General features: G+C 69.0%; 17 protein-coding genes. 7 read left to right on the top strand and 10 right to left on the bottom strand.

The genetic code is table 11. The features are described 5' to 3' along the window. Positions 1-43: 43 nt before the first annotated feature. Positions 44-1,453: a MinD/ParA family ATP-binding protein gene (locus tag K2F54_RS02385; RefSeq protein ID WP_308287473.1), complete on the bottom strand. Its 1,410-nt coding sequence runs from the start codon at positions 1,451-1,453 to the stop codon at positions 44-46. 57 nt (positions 1,454-1,510) lie between these two features. Then, complete coding sequence (locus K2F54_RS02380; protein WP_220604239.1) at positions 1,511-4,915, bottom strand: pyruvate carboxylase; 3,405 nt, start codon at positions 4,913-4,915, stop codon at positions 1,511-1,513. Between the two features lie 76 nt (positions 4,916-4,991). On the opposite strand from K2F54_RS02380, the gene K2F54_RS02375 reads away from it, so the two are divergent. Beyond that, positions 4,992-5,804, top strand: coding sequence for a ParA family protein (locus K2F54_RS02375; protein ID WP_220604238.1), 813 nt, complete (start codon positions 4,992-4,994; stop codon positions 5,802-5,804). Between the two features lie 150 nt (positions 5,805-5,954). Here the strand turns inward: K2F54_RS02375 and K2F54_RS02370 are convergent, their stop codons facing one another. From K2F54_RS02370 to ku, 5 genes are all read right to left on the bottom strand, one after another. Next, entirely contained in the window at positions 5,955-6,506 is a 552-nt protein-coding gene (locus K2F54_RS02370; protein WP_220604237.1) for a MerR family transcriptional regulator, read from the bottom strand. A gap of 151 nt (positions 6,507-6,657) precedes the next feature. Then, positions 6,658-7,356: a transcriptional regulator FtsR gene (gene ftsR, locus K2F54_RS02365; protein ID WP_220604236.1), complete on the bottom strand. Its 699-nt coding sequence runs from the start codon at positions 7,354-7,356 to the stop codon at positions 6,658-6,660. After that, entirely contained in the window at positions 7,356-7,769 is a 414-nt protein-coding gene (locus K2F54_RS02360; RefSeq protein WP_220604418.1) for an FHA domain-containing protein, read from the bottom strand. Before K2F54_RS02360 ends, ftsR begins: the two co-directional genes overlap by 1 nt. Before the next feature lie 118 nt (positions 7,770-7,887). Next, entirely contained in the window at positions 7,888-8,472 is a 585-nt protein-coding gene (gene clsA / locus K2F54_RS02355) for a cardiolipin synthase ClsA (RefSeq protein WP_308287472.1), read from the bottom strand. Between the two features lie 49 nt (positions 8,473-8,521). After that, positions 8,522-9,550 carry a non-homologous end joining protein Ku gene (gene ku, locus K2F54_RS02350; RefSeq protein WP_220604235.1) on the bottom strand — a complete coding sequence of 343 codons (1,029 nt, stop codon included), beginning with the start codon at positions 9,548-9,550 and terminating at the stop codon, positions 8,522-8,524. Positions 9,551-9,711: 161 nt separating this feature from the next. Between ku and K2F54_RS02345 the strand changes: the two genes are divergently transcribed. Next, a complete protein-coding gene (locus K2F54_RS02345) occupies positions 9,712-12,294 on the top strand; it encodes an ATP-dependent DNA ligase (RefSeq protein WP_220604234.1) in 2,583 nt (860 codons plus the stop codon). After that, positions 12,291-13,145 carry a DUF1295 domain-containing protein gene (locus tag K2F54_RS02340; RefSeq protein ID WP_220604233.1) on the top strand — a complete coding sequence of 285 codons (855 nt, stop codon included), beginning with the start codon at positions 12,291-12,293 and terminating at the stop codon, positions 13,143-13,145. Before K2F54_RS02345 ends, K2F54_RS02340 begins: the two co-directional genes overlap by 4 nt. Position 13,146: 1 nt before the next feature. On the opposite strand, the gene K2F54_RS02335 is transcribed toward K2F54_RS02340, so the two are convergent. Continuing rightward, entirely contained in the window at positions 13,147-13,605 is a 459-nt protein-coding gene (locus K2F54_RS02335; protein WP_220604232.1) for an NUDIX domain-containing protein, read from the bottom strand. A 111-nt stretch (positions 13,606-13,716) separates the two neighbouring features. Between K2F54_RS02335 and deoC the strand changes: the two genes are divergently transcribed. Beyond that, on the top strand, positions 13,717-14,445 hold the full coding sequence (gene deoC, locus K2F54_RS02330; protein ID WP_220604231.1) for a deoxyribose-phosphate aldolase: 729 nt from the start codon (positions 13,717-13,719) through the stop codon (positions 14,443-14,445). Between the two features lie 56 nt (positions 14,446-14,501). Here deoC and K2F54_RS02325 read toward each other — a convergent pair whose 3' ends face one another. Beyond that, the gene (locus tag K2F54_RS02325) at positions 14,502-15,026 is read right to left on the bottom strand and encodes an adenine phosphoribosyltransferase (protein ID WP_374107267.1); all 525 of its coding nucleotides are present in this window, start codon (positions 15,024-15,026) and stop codon (positions 14,502-14,504) included. A 34-nt stretch (positions 15,027-15,060) separates the two neighbouring features. Beyond that, positions 15,061-15,651: a MarR family winged helix-turn-helix transcriptional regulator gene (locus K2F54_RS02320; protein WP_220604230.1), complete on the bottom strand. Its 591-nt coding sequence runs from the start codon at positions 15,649-15,651 to the stop codon at positions 15,061-15,063. A 150-nt stretch (positions 15,652-15,801) separates the two neighbouring features. On the opposite strand from K2F54_RS02320, the gene idi reads away from it, so the two are divergent. The 3 genes from idi to K2F54_RS02305 are packed head-to-tail and all read left to right on the top strand — an operon-like array spanning position 15,802 to position 18,273. Beyond that, positions 15,802-16,314, top strand: coding sequence for an isopentenyl-diphosphate Delta-isomerase (gene idi, locus K2F54_RS02315; RefSeq protein WP_220604415.1), 513 nt, complete (start codon positions 15,802-15,804; stop codon positions 16,312-16,314). Further along, positions 16,307-17,353 (top strand): polyprenyl synthetase family protein, encoded by a 1,047-nt coding sequence (locus K2F54_RS02310; protein ID WP_220604229.1) that lies wholly within the window; start codon positions 16,307-16,309, stop codon positions 17,351-17,353. Before idi ends, K2F54_RS02310 begins: the two co-directional genes overlap by 8 nt. Next, entirely contained in the window at positions 17,350-18,273 is a 924-nt protein-coding gene (locus K2F54_RS02305) for a phytoene/squalene synthase family protein (RefSeq protein ID WP_220604228.1), read from the top strand. The genes K2F54_RS02310 and K2F54_RS02305 overlap by 4 nt, the downstream gene beginning before the upstream one ends. Positions 18,274-18,276 lie beyond the last annotated feature (3 nt).

The raw sequence follows: 18,276 nt of genomic DNA, 5'->3' as shown, positions 1-18,276 counted from the left end.
CTCTTCGGGGAGGCGGGACGGGAACAGGCGGGGTGGAACGGATTCAGCCGCGGCGTTCGGCCGGCAGCCCCTCGACCACGAGCGCGGCGAGGGTGCGGGAGGCCAGCCGGGTGAGCGGCTTGAGGTTCTGATAGGACACCACACTGCCGGCGGCCAGCTGCGGGTCGTAGGGGATGCGCACGATCTCGCGCACCCGGGTTCGGAAGTGCGACTCGATCTCCTCGAGCTTGATCAGGTTCGTGCCCTGGGTGGCGGTGTTCAGCGCGACGATGGCGTTCTTCACCAGGTCGCCGTAGCCGTTGGCCTCGAGCCAGGTGAGGGTCTCCGACGCCAGCCTGGCCTCGTCGACGCTGCCGCCGGACACGATCACGATGGAGTCGGCGCGCTGCAGGGTCGCCCGCATGACGGAGTGGACGATGCCGGTTCCGCAGTCGGTGAGCACGATCGAGTAGAACCGGGCGGCCTGGTCGGCGACGACGTTGTAGTCGTCCTCGTCGAACGCCTCGGAGAGCAGCGGATCGGTGTCGCTGGCGAGGATGTCCAGGCGGGTCTCGTCGCGGGAGACCAGGGCGGAGAAATCGGTGAACCCGCCGATGGCCGCCGCCTTGGTGACGACGTCGCGCACGGTCGACCTGGTCTGCTTGCTGACCCGCTCGGACAGGGTTCCCCGGTCGGGGTTCGCGTCGATCGCGATGATCCGGTCTTCCCTGGCATCGGCCAGGGCCATCCCGAGCAGTGCGGTGACGGTGGTCTTGCCGACGCCGCCCTTGCGGGTGAGGATCGGCACGAACCGGGCGCCACCCTCGAACTCCTTGCGGATGCGCTCATCCAGCGCAAGCTGCGCCCGCACCTTGGCGGAGTCACCGAGGTTGATCAGGTGGAAGGACACGTTGTAGACGAACCGGTTCCAGGCACCGTTGGGCGCACGCCTGGTGCGCCGGTTCACCTCGAGCAGGCGGTCGGAGGTGAGCATCGACGCGGTTTCGGGCGCGCCGGGTGCACCGGCTGATGTCGTGGCCCTGGTGCGATCACGGCGGGTGCTGCCGGCACCGACGGACCCGGTTCCGGGGGCCGCCGTGTTCAGCGCCACGGACGCGGTGGCCGCGCTCGAGCGGACGGGCTGCGGGGTGTGGATCTCGACGGTGTGGGTGGCGGGGGTGGCGCCGACCGGGCCACCGCTCTCCGGCAGGGCCGAGGCGAGGTTGTCGCGGGTGTGCGGGGGCAGTTCGCTGTGGTATTCGACACTGTCGTACTGCACACCGCTGAACTCCGACCCCCGGGCGTCCTGGCCAGCGAACGAGCCGCCGGGAGCGCCGTCGAGCGCACCGGTCTGGCCGGCCGACCGGCGACCGGACCCGCGGGGACCGGTCGCCCCGGCCCTGGTGGGGGCCGGGGCGAGTTCGCCGTCGCCTTCGTCGTATGGCACGTCGTCGCCTGAACGTTCGTTCGACACAGCAGACTCCTCGTCGGGTTCGGCCCACGCGTTGCGGGCCGCAAATCAGGCCTCAGCCTAGCGCGGACGCACCACCACGAGCAGGTCGCCGGCGTCGACCTGCTGGGTGACGGGGATCGCCACCCTGTCCACCACGCCCGCGATGGGTGAGGTGATGGCGGCTTCCATCTTCATGGCCTCGATCGACGCCACGCTCTGACCGGCGACGACCTGGTCGCCCTCGGCCACCTGCAGGGTGACCACGCCGGAGAACGGGGCGGCCACCTGGCCGGGCTGGTTCGCGTCCGCCTTCTCCGCGGCCTTGGTGACCACGGCGATGCTGCGGTCACGCACGAACACGGGACGCAACTGGCCGTTGAGGATGGTCATGACGGTGCGCATGCCCTTGTCGTCGGCCTCACCGATGGCCTCCAGCCCGACATAGAGCCGAACGCCCTTGTCGATCTCGACCGAGTGCTCCGTACCCTGACGCAGACCGTAGAGGTAGTCGACGGTGTCGATCACCGACAGGTCGCCGAAGAGTTCACGGATCTGCTGGAAATGCCGCGTGGGTGCGGGGAAGAGCAACTGGTTGAGCATGCCACGGCGGGTGTCGCTGTCGCCACCGAGCGCGGTGCGCTCGTCGTCGGTCAGCTCGGTGGTGCTCACCCGGATGTTGCGACCCTCGAGGACCTTGCTGCGGAAGGGCTCCGGCCAGCCGCCGGGCAGGTCGCCCAGCTCGCCGGCCATGAAGCCCACCACGGAGTCCGGCACGTCGTACTTGGCCGGGTTGGCCTCGAAGTCGGCCGGGTCCGCGTTCACCGCGGCCAGGTACAGCGCCAGGTCGCCGACGACCTTGGAGGACGGCGTCACCTTGGGCACGCGGCCCAGGATGCTGTTCGCCGCGGCGTACATGTCTTCGATCAGTTCGAAGTCATCGGCCAGGCCGAGCGCGACGGCCTGGGTGCGCAGGTTGGAGAGCTGGCCGCCGGGGATCTCGTGCTTGTAGACCCGACCGGTGGGAGCCCGCAGGCCGGATTCGAAGGGGTGGTAGACCCGGCGGACGTCTTCCCAGTACGGCTCGAGGTCGCAGACGTTCCGCAGCGAGATACCGGTGTCGCGCTCGGTGTGCGCGAGCGCGGCGACGAGGGACGACGCCGACGGCTGACTGGTGGTGCCGCCCATCGGGGCGCTGGCCACGTCGACAGCGTCTGCGCCGGCACGGGAGGCCGCGAGCAGTGTCGCGAGCTGGCCGCCGGGGGTGTCGTGGGTGTGCACGTGCACCGGCAGGTCGAACCGGTCGCGCAGGGCCGTGACGAGCTTCTCCGCCGCCGCCGGGCGCAGCAGCCCGGCCATGTCCTTGATGGCGAGGATGTGTGCGCCGGATTCAACGATCTGGTCGGCCAGGCGCAGGTAGTAATCCAGGGTGTAGAGGTTCTCGGCCGGGTCGAGCAGGTCGCCGGTGTAGCAGAGGGCGACCTCGGCGACGCTGGTGCCGGTGTTGAGCACCGCGTCGATGGCCGGACGCATCTGGTTGACGTCGTTGAGGGCGTCGAAGATGCGGAAGATATCGACACCGGAGTCGCTGGCCTCGCGGACGAACGCATCCGTCACCTCGGTGGGATACGGGGTGTAACCGACGGTGTTGCGGCCGCGCAGCAGCATCTGGATGTTGATGTTCGGCAGCGCCTCACGGAGGGCGCCGAGGCGCTCCCACGGGTCTTCGCCGAGGAAGCGCAGGGCCACGTCGTAGGTGGCACCGCCCCAGGCCTCCACGGAGAGCAGCTCGGGGGTGAGCCTGGCGACGTGCGGGGCGACCGCGACCAGGTCCTTGGTGCGCACCCGGGTGGCCAGCAGCGACTGGTGGGCGTCGCGGAAGGTGGTGTCGGTGACGGCCAGGGCGGTCTGCTGGCGCAGCGCGCTGGCGAAGCCGACCGGTCCGAGCAGCTGCAGCTTCTGCCGTGAACCGTCGGGGGCCGGCTGAGAGAGGTCGATCTTGGGCAGCTTCTCTGCCGGGTTCAGCAGGGTGATGGGCACACCGTTGGGCTGGTTGACGGTGACGTCGGCGAGCCAGTTGAGGATCTTGGTGCCGCGGTCCTTCGACGCCCGGCCGCGCAGCAGCTGCGGGCGCTCGTCGATGAAGGAGGTGCTCAGGTCACCGTTGGCGAAGTCGGGGTCCTCGAGCACCGCCTGGAGGAAGGCGATGTTCGTGGAGACGCCACGGATGCGGAACTCGGCCAGGGCGCGCTTGGAGCGGGTGACCGCTGAGGCGTAATCGCGGCCCCGGCAGGTGAGCTTGGCGAGCATGGAGTCGAAGTGCGGGCTGATCTGGGCGCCGGGGTTGATCGTTCCGCCGTCCAGGCGGATGCCGGCGCCGCCGGGTGAGCGGTACGTGGTGATCTTGCCCGTGTCGGGGCGGAAGCCCGCGGTGGGGTCTTCCGTGGTGATGCGGCACTGCAGGGCGAAGCCGCGCAGTTTGATCGAGTCCTGGGCGAGGCCGAGGTCGGCGAGGGTCTCCCCCGCCGCGATCCGGATCTGGGACTGCACGAGGTCGACGTCCGTGACCTCTTCGGTCACGGTGTGCTCGACCTGGATGCGCGGGTTCATCTCGATGAACACGTGCTGCCCGGCGCGCTCACCCACGGTGTCGAGCAGGAACTCGACGGTGCCGGCGTTGACGTAGCCGATCGACCTGGCGAAGGCCACGGCATCGGCGTGCAGGCGCTGACGGATCTCTTCGGGCAGGTTGGGTGCCGGGGCGATCTCGATGACCTTCTGGTGGCGGCGCTGCACGGAGCAGTCCCGCTCGAACAGGTGCACGGTCTCGCCGGAGGCATCCGCGAGGATCTGCACCTCGATGTGGCGCGGGCGGAGCACGGCCTGCTCGAGGAACATGGTGGGGTCACCGAACGCGCTGTTGGCCTCGCGCATGGCCTCTTCCAGGGAGCCGCGGAGCTCGGCCATGCTGGCGACCCGGCGCATACCGCGCCCGCCGCCGCCTGCGACGGCCTTGGCGAAGATCGGGAAGCCGATTTCCTCCGCCGCCGCGATGAGCTCCTCGACGTCGCGCGACGGTGCGCTGGACTTGAGCACCGGAACACCGGCGGCAATGGCGTGCTCCTTGGCGGTGACCTTGTTGCCGGCCATTTCGAGCACGTGCGAGCCGGGGCCGATGAAGGTGATACCGGCGGCCTTGGCCGCTTCGGCGAGTTCGGGGTTCTCGGAGAGGAAGCCATAGCCGGGGTAGATGGCGTCTGCGCCACTCTCCTTGGCGACCCGGATGATCTCGGACACATCAAGGTAGGCCCGCACCGGATGGCCAGGTTCACCGATCTCGTATGCCTCATCCGCCTTCAGGCGGTGCAGCGAGTTGCGGTCTTCGAACGGGAAGACGGCGACAGTTTTCGCTCCCAGTTCGTAGGCGGCGCGGAACGCGCGGATGGCTATCTCTCCACGATTGGCGACGAGGATTTTGGTGAACATAGAGACCTTTCGATCCGGGAGCGGCGCCGGCTGACGGTTAGGTTCTCTAAGACTAGTGAAGGTAACGTATCTACTTGTGCACGTACTTAGCGTTAGCTCCCTCAAGGGCGGGGTAGGCAAGACCACGGTAACCCTTGGTCTCGCTTCCGCTGCCTTCGCCCGCGGTGTCCGAACCCTTGTGGTCGACCTCGATCCGCAATCGGATGTCTCCACCGGGTTGGACATTCAGCTCGCCGGACACCTCAATGTGGCCGACGTGCTGGCTTCGCCGAAGGAGAAAGTGGTGCGCGCCGCCATTGCGCCCAGCGGCTGGACCCGGGGCCGCCCCGGCACCATCGACGTCATGATCGGCAGCCCGTCTGCCATCAACTTCGACGGCCCGCACCCCAGCATCAGGGACATCTGGAAGCTCGAGGAGGCCCTCTCCACAGTGGAGAAGGACTACGACCTGGTGCTGATCGACTGTGCCCCGTCGCTGAACGCGCTCACCCGCACCGCCTGGGCCGCGAGCGACCGCGTCGCCGTTGTCACCGAACCCGGCCTGTTCTCCGTCGCCGCCGCCGACCGTGCCCTGCGCGCGATCGAGGAGATCCGTCGTGGTCTCAGCCCCCGGTTGCAGCCGCTGGGCATCATCGTCAACCGGGCCCGCACCGCGTCGCTCGAGCACCAGTTCCGGATCAAGGAGCTGCGTGACATGTTCGGTCCGCTCGTGCTCAGCCCGCAACTTCCCGAGCGCACCAGCCTGCAACAGGCGCAGGGTGCGGCCAAGCCGCTGCACACCTGGCCGGGCGACAGCGCCCAGGAGATGGCCCAGTACTTCGATCAGATCCTGGACCGGGTGCTTCGCACCGCTCGCATCGGCGAGTACGCGGAGACCCCCACGCGCTGACCCGCCCGGCAGGCCGGCTCACCACGGCTCAGCCCATCAACGGCTCAGCCCCTGAACGGCCCCGCCCCTGAACGGCACGGCCCCTGAACGACACAGCCCCACACCGCGACGGCGGTGTGGGGCTCTTCGCGGTTCGCGAGCCAGAGGTGGTTACGAAACCTTGCGGGAGACTCGGCGCACGGCCAGTTCGTCTGCGGGGTCGGTGGACTGGGTGTCCAGCTCGACCAGAGTCGTCTCCACCTCGCGCAGGACCTTGCCGACGGCGATGCCGAAGACACCCTGGCCGCGGCTGACGAGGTCGATGACCTCGTCGTTGGAGGTGCACAGGTAGACGCTGGCGCCGTCGCTCATCAGAGTGGTCTGGGCGAGGTCGTTCACCCCTGACTCGCGCAGCTGGTTGACGGCGGTGCGGATCTGCTGCAGGGAGATACCGGTGTCGAGAAGTCGCTTCACGAGCTTGAGCACGAGGATGTCGCGGAATCCGTAGAGGCGCTGGGTTCCGGAACCGGAGGCGCCGCGCACGGTCGGCTCGACGAGCTCGGTGCGGGCCCAGTAGTCGAGCTGGCGGTAGCTGATACCGGCCGCGCGAGCGGCCACGGCGCCGCGGTAGCCCGAGTTCTCGTCGAGTTCCGGCATGCCGTCGGTGAAAAGCAGTCCCTGACCGTACCGCGAGGAGTCGTCTCGGGGATTGAGTTCACTCATACGAAAAGCCTCTCGGGGGTGGATGCGAACCTTCAGGCCGCACTTCAACGTTAGCGAGGCCGACGGCCCCAACCGATGACATCCGTCGGAACACGTCGGCGTGTCGAGCGAACGCTGGTTTTTTCGCCGCGTTGAACTCTCAGTGTACGACTTATTTGTTCAGTCGACCCAGGGCGGAGCGGATGAGGCTGCCGCGGATGACCTCGAGTTGGCCGGCGATTTCGACGGCCATTTCGGCGGCCTTGGCTCGGCTGGAGGCGTCCTTGCGACGCGCGAGGGGAACGAGGGCGCTTTCGATCAGGCCGAGTTCGCGCTCGGCGGCGCCGCGGAAGCCCCGCAGGTGCCGCGGCTCGATGCCGCTGCGCTGCAGGTCGACGAGGGCGCGGAGCACCGCGAGGGCGTCATCGCCGTAGTGCTCTGCGGGCAGGATGATCGACGCGGAGACGGCGTCGTGCAGCAGGGTGCCTGACGCGCCGGCCTCACGCAGGAGGTCGTCCCTGCTGAAGCGGCGGGCCGTGGTGAGCATGGTGGGGCCGGGGGCGCCGCCGCCGGGAAGAACCGGTGAGCGACCGGCATCCAGGTCATCGAGGTAGGCCTTGATGACCTTCAGGGGCAGGTAGTGGTCACGCTGCATCGACAGGACCAGGCGGAGTCGATCCAGGTCACCGTTGTTGAACTTGCGGTACCCGGACTCCGTGCGGGCCGGCGACACCAGGCCTTGCTCCTCGAGGAAGCGCAGCTTGGACGGGGTCAGGTCGGCGAACTCCGGCGTTAACCGTGCCAGCACCTGGCCAATACTCAGAAGTGACGTCGCGCCCTGGTTCCGTGCCTGGGCGGAGGACGCCGGCACTAGTCGCTCGCCAGATGAACGAGGTCGAGCCGCGAGGCGTAGAACGTGAGGCGGAATTTGCCGACCTGCACTTCGGATCCGTCGCTGAGGGCGGCCAGGTCGATGCGTTCGCCATCGAAGTAGGTGCCGTTGAGCGAGCCGAGGTCCTTGACCTGGAACTTGCGCTCGGTGCGGTGGAACTCTGCGTGCCGCCTTGAGACCGTGACGTCATCGAGGAAGATGTCCGCGTTCGGGTGACGGCCAACGGTCGTGACATCGGCATCGAGCAGGAAACGCGCACCGGAATTGGGTCCGCGGCGCACCACCAGCAGGGCCGAGCCGGAGGGCAGAGCCGCAATGGCTTCCTGCTCCTCGACCGTGACGTTCGAATCGAGAGCCGCCAGCGATGCCGCGAACTCCTGGCTGAACGTCATCGTGGTATCGACGTTGCCTGGCGAGTTCTCTGGCGCCACCGTACTCTCTGGTTCTTTGTTGTCGGAATCGACCACCGTGCACCTCCTACCGATAAATCGTATCGGATCAGGAGGGCCTTCAGACCCGCGGGAGCCGAATCACCCGAACCGTTTCAACCGCGTAGATGATGCCGGCCCACCAGTAGAGGTAGGCGCCCCACAATCCGAAGGCCCAGCCGACGGGTTGCGACCACCAGGCCAGCTCAGGGAATGCCTGGCCGAGCATGATCATGGGCAGGGCGTAGAAGAGGCAGAAGGTGGCCACCTTGCCCAGCTGGTGAACGGGAAGCGGGCCGAAACCGTGGTTGGCCAGCACAACGCCCAACCCGAGCAGGAAGACATCGCGCCCCACCACGACGAGTACGATCCACCACGGCACCAGCTCGCGCCAGGCCAATCCGATCAGGGCGGCGAAGATGTACAGCCGGTCCGCGGCCGGATCCAACAGCTGACCGAGCCGGGTGATCTGGTTGAACCGTCGGGCGATCCAGCCGTCGAGGAAATCGGTGAGGCTGGACACCGCCAGGACCAGCAGGGCCCACGCGTCGGCGCCGTCGATGATCAACCAGAGGAAGACCGGAACGAGGGCCAGGCGCAGGAAGCTGAGCAGATTGGGCACGGTCAGCACCCTGGAGCTGAGTTCGTTCTGAGCGGGCCCGGTCACGAGGCGAGTCTATCGAGGAGGCGAAATCGCGGGCTCTGGCTGTGCGGACTCACGCGCCACGACGGACCTCGGAGGCTCCGTCGGTGGTGTCGGTGGCGCCGGAGGGCGACGCCTTCTTCGTGGCCTTCTTCTTCGCCGCGGCAGCGGTCTTGGTCTGGGTGGTCTTCGTCGCGGTGCCCTTCGTGTCCTTCTTCTTGGCCGCAGTGGTCTTGGCCGCAGTGGTCTTGGCCGCAGCCGGTTTCGTCGCGGTCGTGGTGGGTGTCTTCGCCGCCGACTTCTTCTCGGCCCCGCCGGAACGGCTGCGGTCCACGCTGCGACGCAGCGCCTCCATCAGGTCGAGCACCTCTCCCCCGCCCTCCTCGTCCTCGGCGACACCGAAGGTCGCGTCGGTGTCGATCGCATCGCCCTTCTCCAGCTTCTCCTCGATCAGACGCCGCAGTTGCGCCTGGTACTGGTCGGTGTAGTCGCCTGGCGTGAAGTCGCCCGCAAAGGAATCCACCAGAGCGGCGGAGAGGTCCAGTTCGCGGTCGGAGATGGAGACGCTGGTCTCCAGGGCAGGGAACTCCGCCACGCGCACCTCGTCGTCCCAGAGCAGGGTCTGCAGCATCAGCACGTCGTCGCGCACTCTGAGCGCGGCCAGCCGGGTCTTCTGCCGCAGCGCGAAGTGCACGATGGCGGTGCGATCGGTCTGTTCCAGGGTGCGCCGCAGCAACACATAGGCCTTCGGCGAGGACCCGTCGGGCTCGAGGTAGTAGCTGCGGTCGAACATGATCGGGTCGAGCTGGTCGCTCGGAACGAATTCGACGACGTCGATCTCGCGGCTGCGTTCCTCCGGCAGGGACTTGAGGTCGGCATCCGTGATCACCACGGTCTTGTCGCCATCCGTGAAGGCCTTGTCGATGTGCGCGTAGTCCACGATCTTGCCGCAGACCTCACACCGGCGCTGATAGCGGATCCGGCCGCCGTCCTCGTCGTGCACCTGGTGCAGCTCGACGTCGTGGTCCTCTGTCGCGCTGTAGACCTTGACCGGCACATTGACCAGCCCAAAGGTGATGGCACCCTTCCAGATCGATCTCATGACGTTCGCCTCCTCGCTCCAGCACGCCTGGCCCCTGTGCACACCCAGTACACACCCGTCACGCGCCGATGGGGTCAGGTTTCTGCAGTCAGCTGGAGGTTTGCTGAACGTCGCCGTGCCGCAGGGTGGACCGGCGGCGGCGTGGGGAGCAAGCTGGAGGCATGGAATCTGGTGCGGCCGCAGCCGCCGGGAGCGTGAACACCGAGCGTGAGGTCGTCACGGTGGGCGGTCACCGGCTCACCCTCACCCACCTGGACAAGGTGATGTATCCAGAGACCGGCACCACCAAGGCCGACATCCTGAGCTACTACGCCACGGTGGCGGATGCGCTCATCCGGCACACCAGGGACCGGCCGGCGACCCGGAAACGTTGGGTGCACGGGGTCGGCACCGCCCAGGAGCCCGGCCAGGTCTTCTTCCAGAAGAATCTCGGAGACGGCACACCGGACTGGGTGGCCCGCCGCGAGCTGGCGCACACCGCCAGGGTGACCACATACCCCCTGGTGAACGACCTGGCCACCCTGACCTGGCTGGCTCAGATCGGCACGCTCGAAATCCACGTGCCGCAGTGGCGGTTCGACGCCGACGGTGCGGCCACACCGCCGGACCGGCTGGTGCTGGACCTCGACCCCGGTGAGGGCGTGGGACTGGCCGAATGTGCGCAGGTGGCGCTGTGGGCGCGGGCACTGCTGCTGGACATGGGCCTGGACACCGTCCCGGTGACCAGCGGAAGCAAGGGCATCCACCTGTATGCCGCGTTGGACGGCCGGAACAGCTCCGCGGCGGTGAGCGAGGTTGCACACGAACTGGCGCGCGCGCTCGAAGCGGATCATCCCCGCGAGGTACTCAGTTCGATGAGCCGCTCGCTACGACCTGGCAAGGTCTTCGTGGACTGGAGCCAGAACAATTCCAACAAGACCACGATCGCGCCGTACAGCCTGCGCGGCCGGTTACGCCCGTTGGTGGCCGCGCCGCGCAGCTGGCGCGAGCTGGAGACGCCGGGGCTCGAGCAGCTCGACTACCGCCAGGTGCTCAAGCGGTTGGACCGGAGCGGTGACCTGCTGGCCCCGGTCGCGGACGCGATCGACCGGCATCGCGGCGGGTCGACCGGCACCGCGGCCCTGGGCGCGGAGGACCGCCTGCACAGCTACCGCAGCAAGCGCGATGCCCGGCGCACACCTGAGCCAGTGCCGGAGGGAGCGCCGCTGACGGCCGACGGGGTGGGCGGGGCGGCCTTCGTCATCCAGGAGCACCATGCCAGGGCCCTGCACTTCGACCTGCGCCTCGAGCACGACGGGGTGCTGGTCTCGTGGGCGCTGCCCAAGGGGGTGCCGACGGAGGTCACCCACAACCACCTGGCCGTGCACACCGAGGATCACCCGTTGGAGTATCTCGACTTCGAGGGCGACATTCCGGCCGGAGAATACGGTGCAGGCTCGATGTCGATCTGGGACAGTGGCAGCTACGTGCTGGAGAAGTGGCGCGACAACGAGGTCATCGTGACGCTGCACGGCCGGCCGGACGGCGGCCTGGCCGGCGTGGAACGCGAGTATGCCCTCATCCGCACCGGTGATGCCCAGTCCCGCAACTGGCTGATCCACCTGATGAAACCGAAACGGGGCCGGACCAGCTCCACACCCGCCGCGGGCGCGTCAGGGGCGCCGGCCGAGGTCGCGACGGCGACGACGGTGCCCGTGCCGGCCTCCTCCACCGACTACTCCCCCATGCTCGCCAGGGCCGGCACACTGGCTGAACTCTCGCCGGACACCGACTGGACGGTGGAGATGAAGTGGGACGGCATCCGCCTGCTGGCCTATCTGTCGGGCGGACCGGACGGAACGGTACGGCTGCTCACCCGCAACGGCAACGACGTCACCGCCTCGTTTCCCGAACTGATCGACGACCTGCGGGCATCCGTCGACGGGCGAGGAGCCGTGCTGGACGGTGAGGTCGTGGCGCTGGACCGACGAAACCGACCCGACTTCTCGCTGCTGCAGACCCGGCTCGGGCTCACCGCGGCCGACGACGTGCGCCGTGCGGCACGCGGCGCGCCGGTGCACTACTTCGCCTTCGACCTGCTGGAGAGAGGCGGTACCGGCCTGGTCGACCTGCCCTACCGCCAGCGGCGCGCGGCCCTGGAGGGCTTGGTCACCGCCACCGGCACCGTGCAGGTGCCACCGGTCTTCAGCGGGAACCCCGCCGACGTACTCGCCACCAGCGCCCGCCTGGGCCTGGAGGGCGTGATCATCAAGGACAGCGACAGCGCGTACCGGAGTGGCCGGCGCACCGACCGCTGGCTGAAGGTCAAGCACGTGCGGGCCCAGGAGGTGGTGATCGGCGGCTGGCGCCCCGGCAACGGGCATCGCGGCAGCACCCTGGGGTCGCTGCTCGTCGGGGTGCCCGTGCCGCACCAGGCCGGCGAGACGGGCGCAGGGCGGCTGCGCTACGCCGGCCGGATCGGCACCGGGTTCAGTGATCGGGACCTTGTCGGGTTGCGCCGTCGTCTCGATGAGCTGTCGACACCGGACAACCCGTTCGACGATGTGCCAGCGATCGATGCCGCCGACGCCGTCTGGGTGCGCCCCCTGCTCGTGGGAGAGGCGGAGTTCGGCGAGTGGACGCCGGCGGGCCGATTGCGTCATCCGACCTGGCGGGGGCTGCGGATCGACAAGGACCCCGGTGACGTGGTGGTGGAGGGCAGCACGGGAGCGGGCAGCACCGCCGACGAGGCGGCACCCCGATGACATCGGCATCCGCTCTGCTGGTCTGCCTGGCCGTGTTCGCGGCGGCGACCGGCACGTCCTGGCTGCTGTCGCAGCTGACCAGGGAGTACTCCTGGGTGGACAGGTCCTGGTCGCTGTTGCCGCCGGTCTACCTGTGGATTTTCGCGGCCTCCGGCGGCTTCGCCGACCCGCGGCTGAGCCTGATGGCGGTGCTCGGCACGCTGTGGGGTGTGCGGCTCACCCTGAACTTCGCCCGCAAGGGCGGGTACCGGCCGGGCGGGGAGGACTACCGGTGGGCCGCGCTTCGACGCCGGATGAGTCGGCGCCAGTCCGCCCTGTTCAACCTGTTCTTCATCGCGATCTACCAGAATCTGCTCCTGCTGCTCATCACGCTGCCCGCCTGGACGGTGCTGCAGCATCCCGGTCGAGGGATCGGGGCCGCCGAACTCGCCCTCACCCTGGCCTTCCTGGCCTGCCTGATCGGCGAGGGCATCGCCGACCAACAGCAGTGGGACTTCCAGCGGCGGCGCAGAGTGCTGCGTGCGCAGGGCGCCGCCGACCCCGGCTTCGTCACGACCGGCCTGTTTCGATTCTCCCGGCACCCGAACTACTTCTTCGAGATTCTGCAGTGGTGGCTGATGGCGGGCTTCGGGGCGATCGCGGCCGGCACGGTGCTGCAGGTCGGCAGCGCGGGTGCGCTGTTGCTGACGCTCCTCTTCGTCGGCTCGATCGCGTTCACCGAGAGCATCTCGCTGGAGCGGCATGCCGGCTACGCCGCCTACCGGCGCACGGTCTGGCCGCTGGTGCCGTTCGCACCCAAACGGTCGGCGGCCGCAAACCGGGCGCGGGCCGGGCTCGACCGGCAGGCCTGACTCAGCCGGTCTGGAGCAACCGGTCCCTCAGCGCGGGCCAGCTGGCGGCGAATCCCGGATGCAGCGGCAGAAGCTCGACGTCCGCAGCCTTGACCCAGCGCAACGCGATGCTCTCGGTATCGCTGATCACCGGCTCGAATTGCTCCACGGCCAGTGCCACGACCGTGGTGTACGACCAGAAACCGAGGTCGATCACGCTGCTGAAGCTCACCCGCACCAGGCGGGCGGGCACACCGGCCTCCTCTTCGGCCTCACGCAGGGCCGCATCGAGGGCGCTCTCGTTCTCGTGCCTGGCCCCGCCGGGCAGACCCCAGGTGTCACCGTGGTGGCTCCAGAGCGCCCGGTGCTGCAGGAGCACACCGCGTTCGGCGGAGTGCACGAGCAGGCCGGCGGCCCCGTACCGGCCCCAGAACCTGGCCCCGTCCGGGCCGTAGACCCACGCATCACCGCTACCGCTCATCGCTTAAGCATGCCGCACTCGCGGCCGACCGGCACCCGGGAGCGAGCCATGCCCGCCGGGTATGATCGAGCCCGGCGGACACACGCCCGCCCCTCCCAAAGGATCTGCCGAATGACGACACCCACCCCCGCCTCCGCCTCTCCCACCGACGCCCAGGGCGCCGCGGACCTCGCCCGCTACATCGACCACACCCTGCTCAAGCCCGAGGCCACCCAGGCTGACGTTGCGGCGCTGATCTCGGAGGCCATCGAGCTGGGCGTGTACTCGGTCTGCGTGTCGCCGTCGATGCTGCCGCTCACGATCCCCGCGGATGCGTCCCTCAAGGTCGCCGTTGTCTGCGGCTTCCCGAGCGGGAAGCACGCCAGCGCGATCAAGGCCGCCGAAGCCGCCCTCGCCGTCTCCCAGGGTGCGGACGAGATCGACATGGTCATCGACGTCGGAGCCGCCAAGGCCGGCCGGTTCGATCTCATCGAAGCCGACATCGCGGCTGTGCGCGCCGAGATCCCGGCCCCCCGCATCCTCAAGGTGATCATCGAATCCGCCGCGCTCACCGACGACGAGATCGTCGCCGCCTGCCGCGCGGCCGTCGCAGCCCGTGCCGACTTCGTCAAGACGTCCACCGGATTCCACCCCACCGGCGGCGCGACCGTGCACGCCGTACGGCTGATGGCCCACACCGTGGCAGGGGCACTCGGGGTCAAGGCGTCCGGCGGTGTGCGCAGCCATGCGGATGCGCTGGCCATGATCGAGGCCGGCGCCACCCGCCTCGGCGTCTCCGGCAGCCGTGCTGTGCTCTCCGGAGCCCCGGTCGAGCCGTCGGGCACCCCCTCGGCGTACTAGGGCCGCAGGCTAGGGCCCGCCGACGAGGGCGGGCAGGGCGCCGCGGGGCGGAGCCGTCAGAGGGACAGGATCGTGTGGACCGGTACGTCGCCGAGCCGGGTGCGGCCGGCCAGGTCGGCGAGCTCGAGCACCACGCCGACACCGACGGGCAGGTAGCCGGCCCGCTCGATCAGTCTGGCGGTCGCCGCGACGGTGCCGCCGGTGGCGAGCACGTCGTCGACGATGAGCACCCGCGAGCCGGCGGGCAGCTGACCGACCTCGAGCTCGAGGCGCGCAGAGCCGTACTCCAGATCGTATTCCTCGGTCAGGACGGTTCCGGGCAGTTTGCCGCCCTTGCGCACGGCGAGAACGGGGCATCCGGCGGCATAACCGATTCCGGCCGCGAGCAGGAATCCGCGTGCCTCGATGCCGGCGACGGCGTCGAACTGCCCCGCGTAACGCTCGCGCAGGTCATCGATGATCGCCCGGAAGGCGAGCGCGTCGGCGAAGACCGGGTTGAGGTCCCGGAACAGGATCCCGGTAAGCGGGAAGTCCGGGTAGGAGGCGAGGAGGGTCTGCACGTGCTGGGAAGCGGGAACGATCACGTCCCTCAGGATACCGTTCGACCCCGCCCACTCACTCCCCTGCTGGCCCGGCCGAGGCAGGGGGCTGGGTCGCTCCACTGTCGGAAGCTGACGGGGCCGGCGCGTCCATCGCACCGCTGAGCTCGTCGAGGAAGCGCACGACGGCCACCTGCTCCGCGGAACTGAGTTTCTCGGCCGCCGCGAGCATCCGCCGGTGGGCGTCACCCATCACGCGTCGGATCTCGTCGTGCGCCCGCCGGGTGGCGTGCAGCACCTGCGCCCTCCGGTCGCTCGGATGCGGCTCGCGGCGCAGGCGGCCAGCGGACTCCAGCCGGGTCAACAGCTTCGCCGTCGCGGCCGAGGTGATTCCGAGGAACACGCTCAGGTCCTTCGGTCCGATCGACTCTGAACGTTCCTCCGCCGCGATCAGGAGCCTCAGGGCCACCAGATCGGACTCGTTCATGTCCATGTCGAGTCGAGCCCGAACGCGCATGGCCACGTCGGCGGCCCGGAACCGGCGCACGGCGCGCAGCACGTCCACCGCGGTCGCACCGGTCCCGGCGGGCCGGTGTGCATCCGGATACCAGTAGCTGTCGGAACCGACAGGTATCGGTTTCGCGGCGGGTGCGTCGTCGGCGGGCATAGTCCCCATGCTAGATTATCGCTAACTCAGTTAGGTACTTTATCCGGTATCTTGGCTGCACGAGAGGGAGTCCCGATGCACACAGCAGAAGCCGCCGTTGAGCTGGTCGAAGACGCCGTACTGGTCGAAGACGCCGTGCTGGTCGAAGATATGGTCGTTCTGCTCGATGAGGACGGCGCGGAAATCGGCACCGCCCCGAAGAGCAGCGTGCACGACTCCGACACCTCCCTGCACCTGGCTTTCTCCTGCTACGTCTTCAACGACCGTGGCGAGGTCCTGCTCACCCGGCGGGCACTGACCAAGAAGACCTGGCCGGGGGTCTGGACGAACTCCTTTTGCGGCCACCCGGCTCCGGCAGAGACGGTGACGGATGCGGTGCGCCGACGGGCGTCCTTCGAACTCGGCCTGGAACTGGCCGGCCTGGACCTTGCCCTCCCCCTGTTCCGCTACCGCGCGACCGACAGCAGCGGCATCGTCGAGAACGAGGTCTGCCCGGTCTACCTGGCCCGTGCCGTCGGCAACCCCGTGCCCAATCCCGACGAGGTGATGGAATACACCTGGACCGACCCGGAGACGCTCCGGCACTCCGTGCTGGCCAGCCCGTTCGCGTTCAGCCCCTGGATGGTGCTGCAAATGCGTGAGCTGGAGACCTTCAGTGCATGAAATCGCGACGCTGGGCGTCGAAACCGAACTGCACCGATTCTTCGCGGCGGCACGCCTGCGCGCGAGCGATTACGGCGAGCACTATGTGGCGCTCTGGGACGCACTGGACCAGGCCAGCCGCGGCGGCAAGCGGGTGCGACCGGCCCTCGTGCTCGCCGCATACGACGGCTTCGGTGGCACAGACCACACCCTGTCCACGCCCGTCGCGGTGAGCTTCGAGCTCCTGCACACGGCCTTCCTCATCCACGACGACGTCATCGACCGTGACCTGTCGCGCCGCGGCATGGCCAACATCGCCGGCCGGTTCACCGAGCGGGCGATCGCGCACGGCGCCGGCACCGGGCAGGCCGAAGCGTGGGCCGCGACCGCCGCCATCCTCGCCGGCGACCTGGCGCTCAGCGAGGCGCACCGCGCGCTCGCCCTGCTGCCGGTGCCTGCCGGTTTGCGCGGCCGGCTGCTCGACCTGCTCGACCGGGCGGTCTTCGTGTCCGCGGCCGGCGAACTGGCCGATGTGACCAACACCGTCAGCTCTACACCGCTCACGATCGAGCAGGTCGTCACCACCCTCGAGCACAAGACCGCCATCTACTCCTTCGAGGCTCCGCTGCAGGCCGGCGCCGTACTGGCCGGCGCCCCTGAGGAGGCCATCGACGCGCTCGGCCGATTCGGCCGGCTGATCGGCGTGGCCTTCCAGCTCACCGACGACCTGCTCGGGGTCTTCGGCGACTCCGCGGCCACCGGCAAGAGCACCCTCGCCGACCTCCGCGAGGGCAAGCAGACCGCCCTCATCGCGCACGCCGGGTCCACCGACCGGTGGCCGATGATCGCACCCTTCGTCGGCAAGGCCGACCTCACCGAGGCGGAGGCCGACACCGTGCGCACCCACCTGCGCGACTGCGGGGCGTCGGACACCGCCGACGGCCTCGCCCGCGAATACGCCCGCCGCGCCGTCGAGGCGCTGCAGATCCCCGCCGTTCCCGCCGAGCTGCGCACCACGTTGACCCAGCTGGCGTCCAGCGCCGTCAGCCGCATCAAATGAGCCGCGACACCGCCCACCCCCGACCCAGCGCACCGACCGATGGGTTGCTGCCGACCACCCTGGGCACCTACGACGCAGCCGCCGTGGCCAGCGCCACGACCGTGATCGGCCACTACTCCACCTCGTTCGGACTCGCCGCCCGGCTGCTCAACCCCGGCGTGCGGGAGGACGTGCGCACCATCTACGCCCTCGTGCGCATCGCGGACGAGATCGTCGACGGCGCCGCGAGCGAGGCCGGCATCGACCTGGCCGGTCAACGTGAACTCCTCGACGACCTCGAAACCGAAACCGAGCGCGCCATGGCACGCGGTTTCAGCACCAATCTCATCGTGCACGCCTTCGCCACGACCGCCAGGCGGGTGAACATCGATCCCGCACTCACCCGACCGTTCTTCGCCTCGATGCGCCGCGACCTTGACCCGGCGCCGTTCACGACCGCCAGCGTCGCGGAGTACATCTATGGCTCCGCCGAGGTGGTCGGGCTGATGTGCCTGCGCAGCTTCCTGCACGACTCTCCGCGCTCACCCGAACAGGTCGCGGTGCTCGAGCACGGCGCCCGCAGTCTGGGCGCCGCCTTCCAGAAGGTCAACTTCCTGCGTGACCTGGCCGCCGACCGGGATGCGCTCGGTCGCAACTACTTCCCCGGCGTCGATCTCACCCGCCTCACCGACGCGCAGAAGACCGTGCTGCTCGACGACATGGACGCAGACCTCGCGGCCGCCGAACGGGTGCTTCCCCTGCTGCCGTCCGGCAGCCGACGCGCCGTGACGGCGGCCCACCGGTTGTTTGCCCGGTTGTCTGCGAAACTGCGGGAAACACCCGCCCAGGAATTGATGAGCACCCGTGTCCGGGTGCCGGATCCGGAGAAACTCATGATCGCCCTCTCGTCCTCGCTCGGCCCGCAGGCGTGGCGCAAGTGAGTG

The organism is Cryobacterium inferilacus, from assembly GCF_019599185.1.
Taxonomy (GTDB): domain Bacteria; phylum Actinomycetota; class Actinomycetes; order Actinomycetales; family Microbacteriaceae; genus Cryobacterium; species Cryobacterium inferilacus.
Note: the sequence above shows the minus strand (reverse complement) of the source record. Positions and strands in the feature narration are given on the sequence as shown.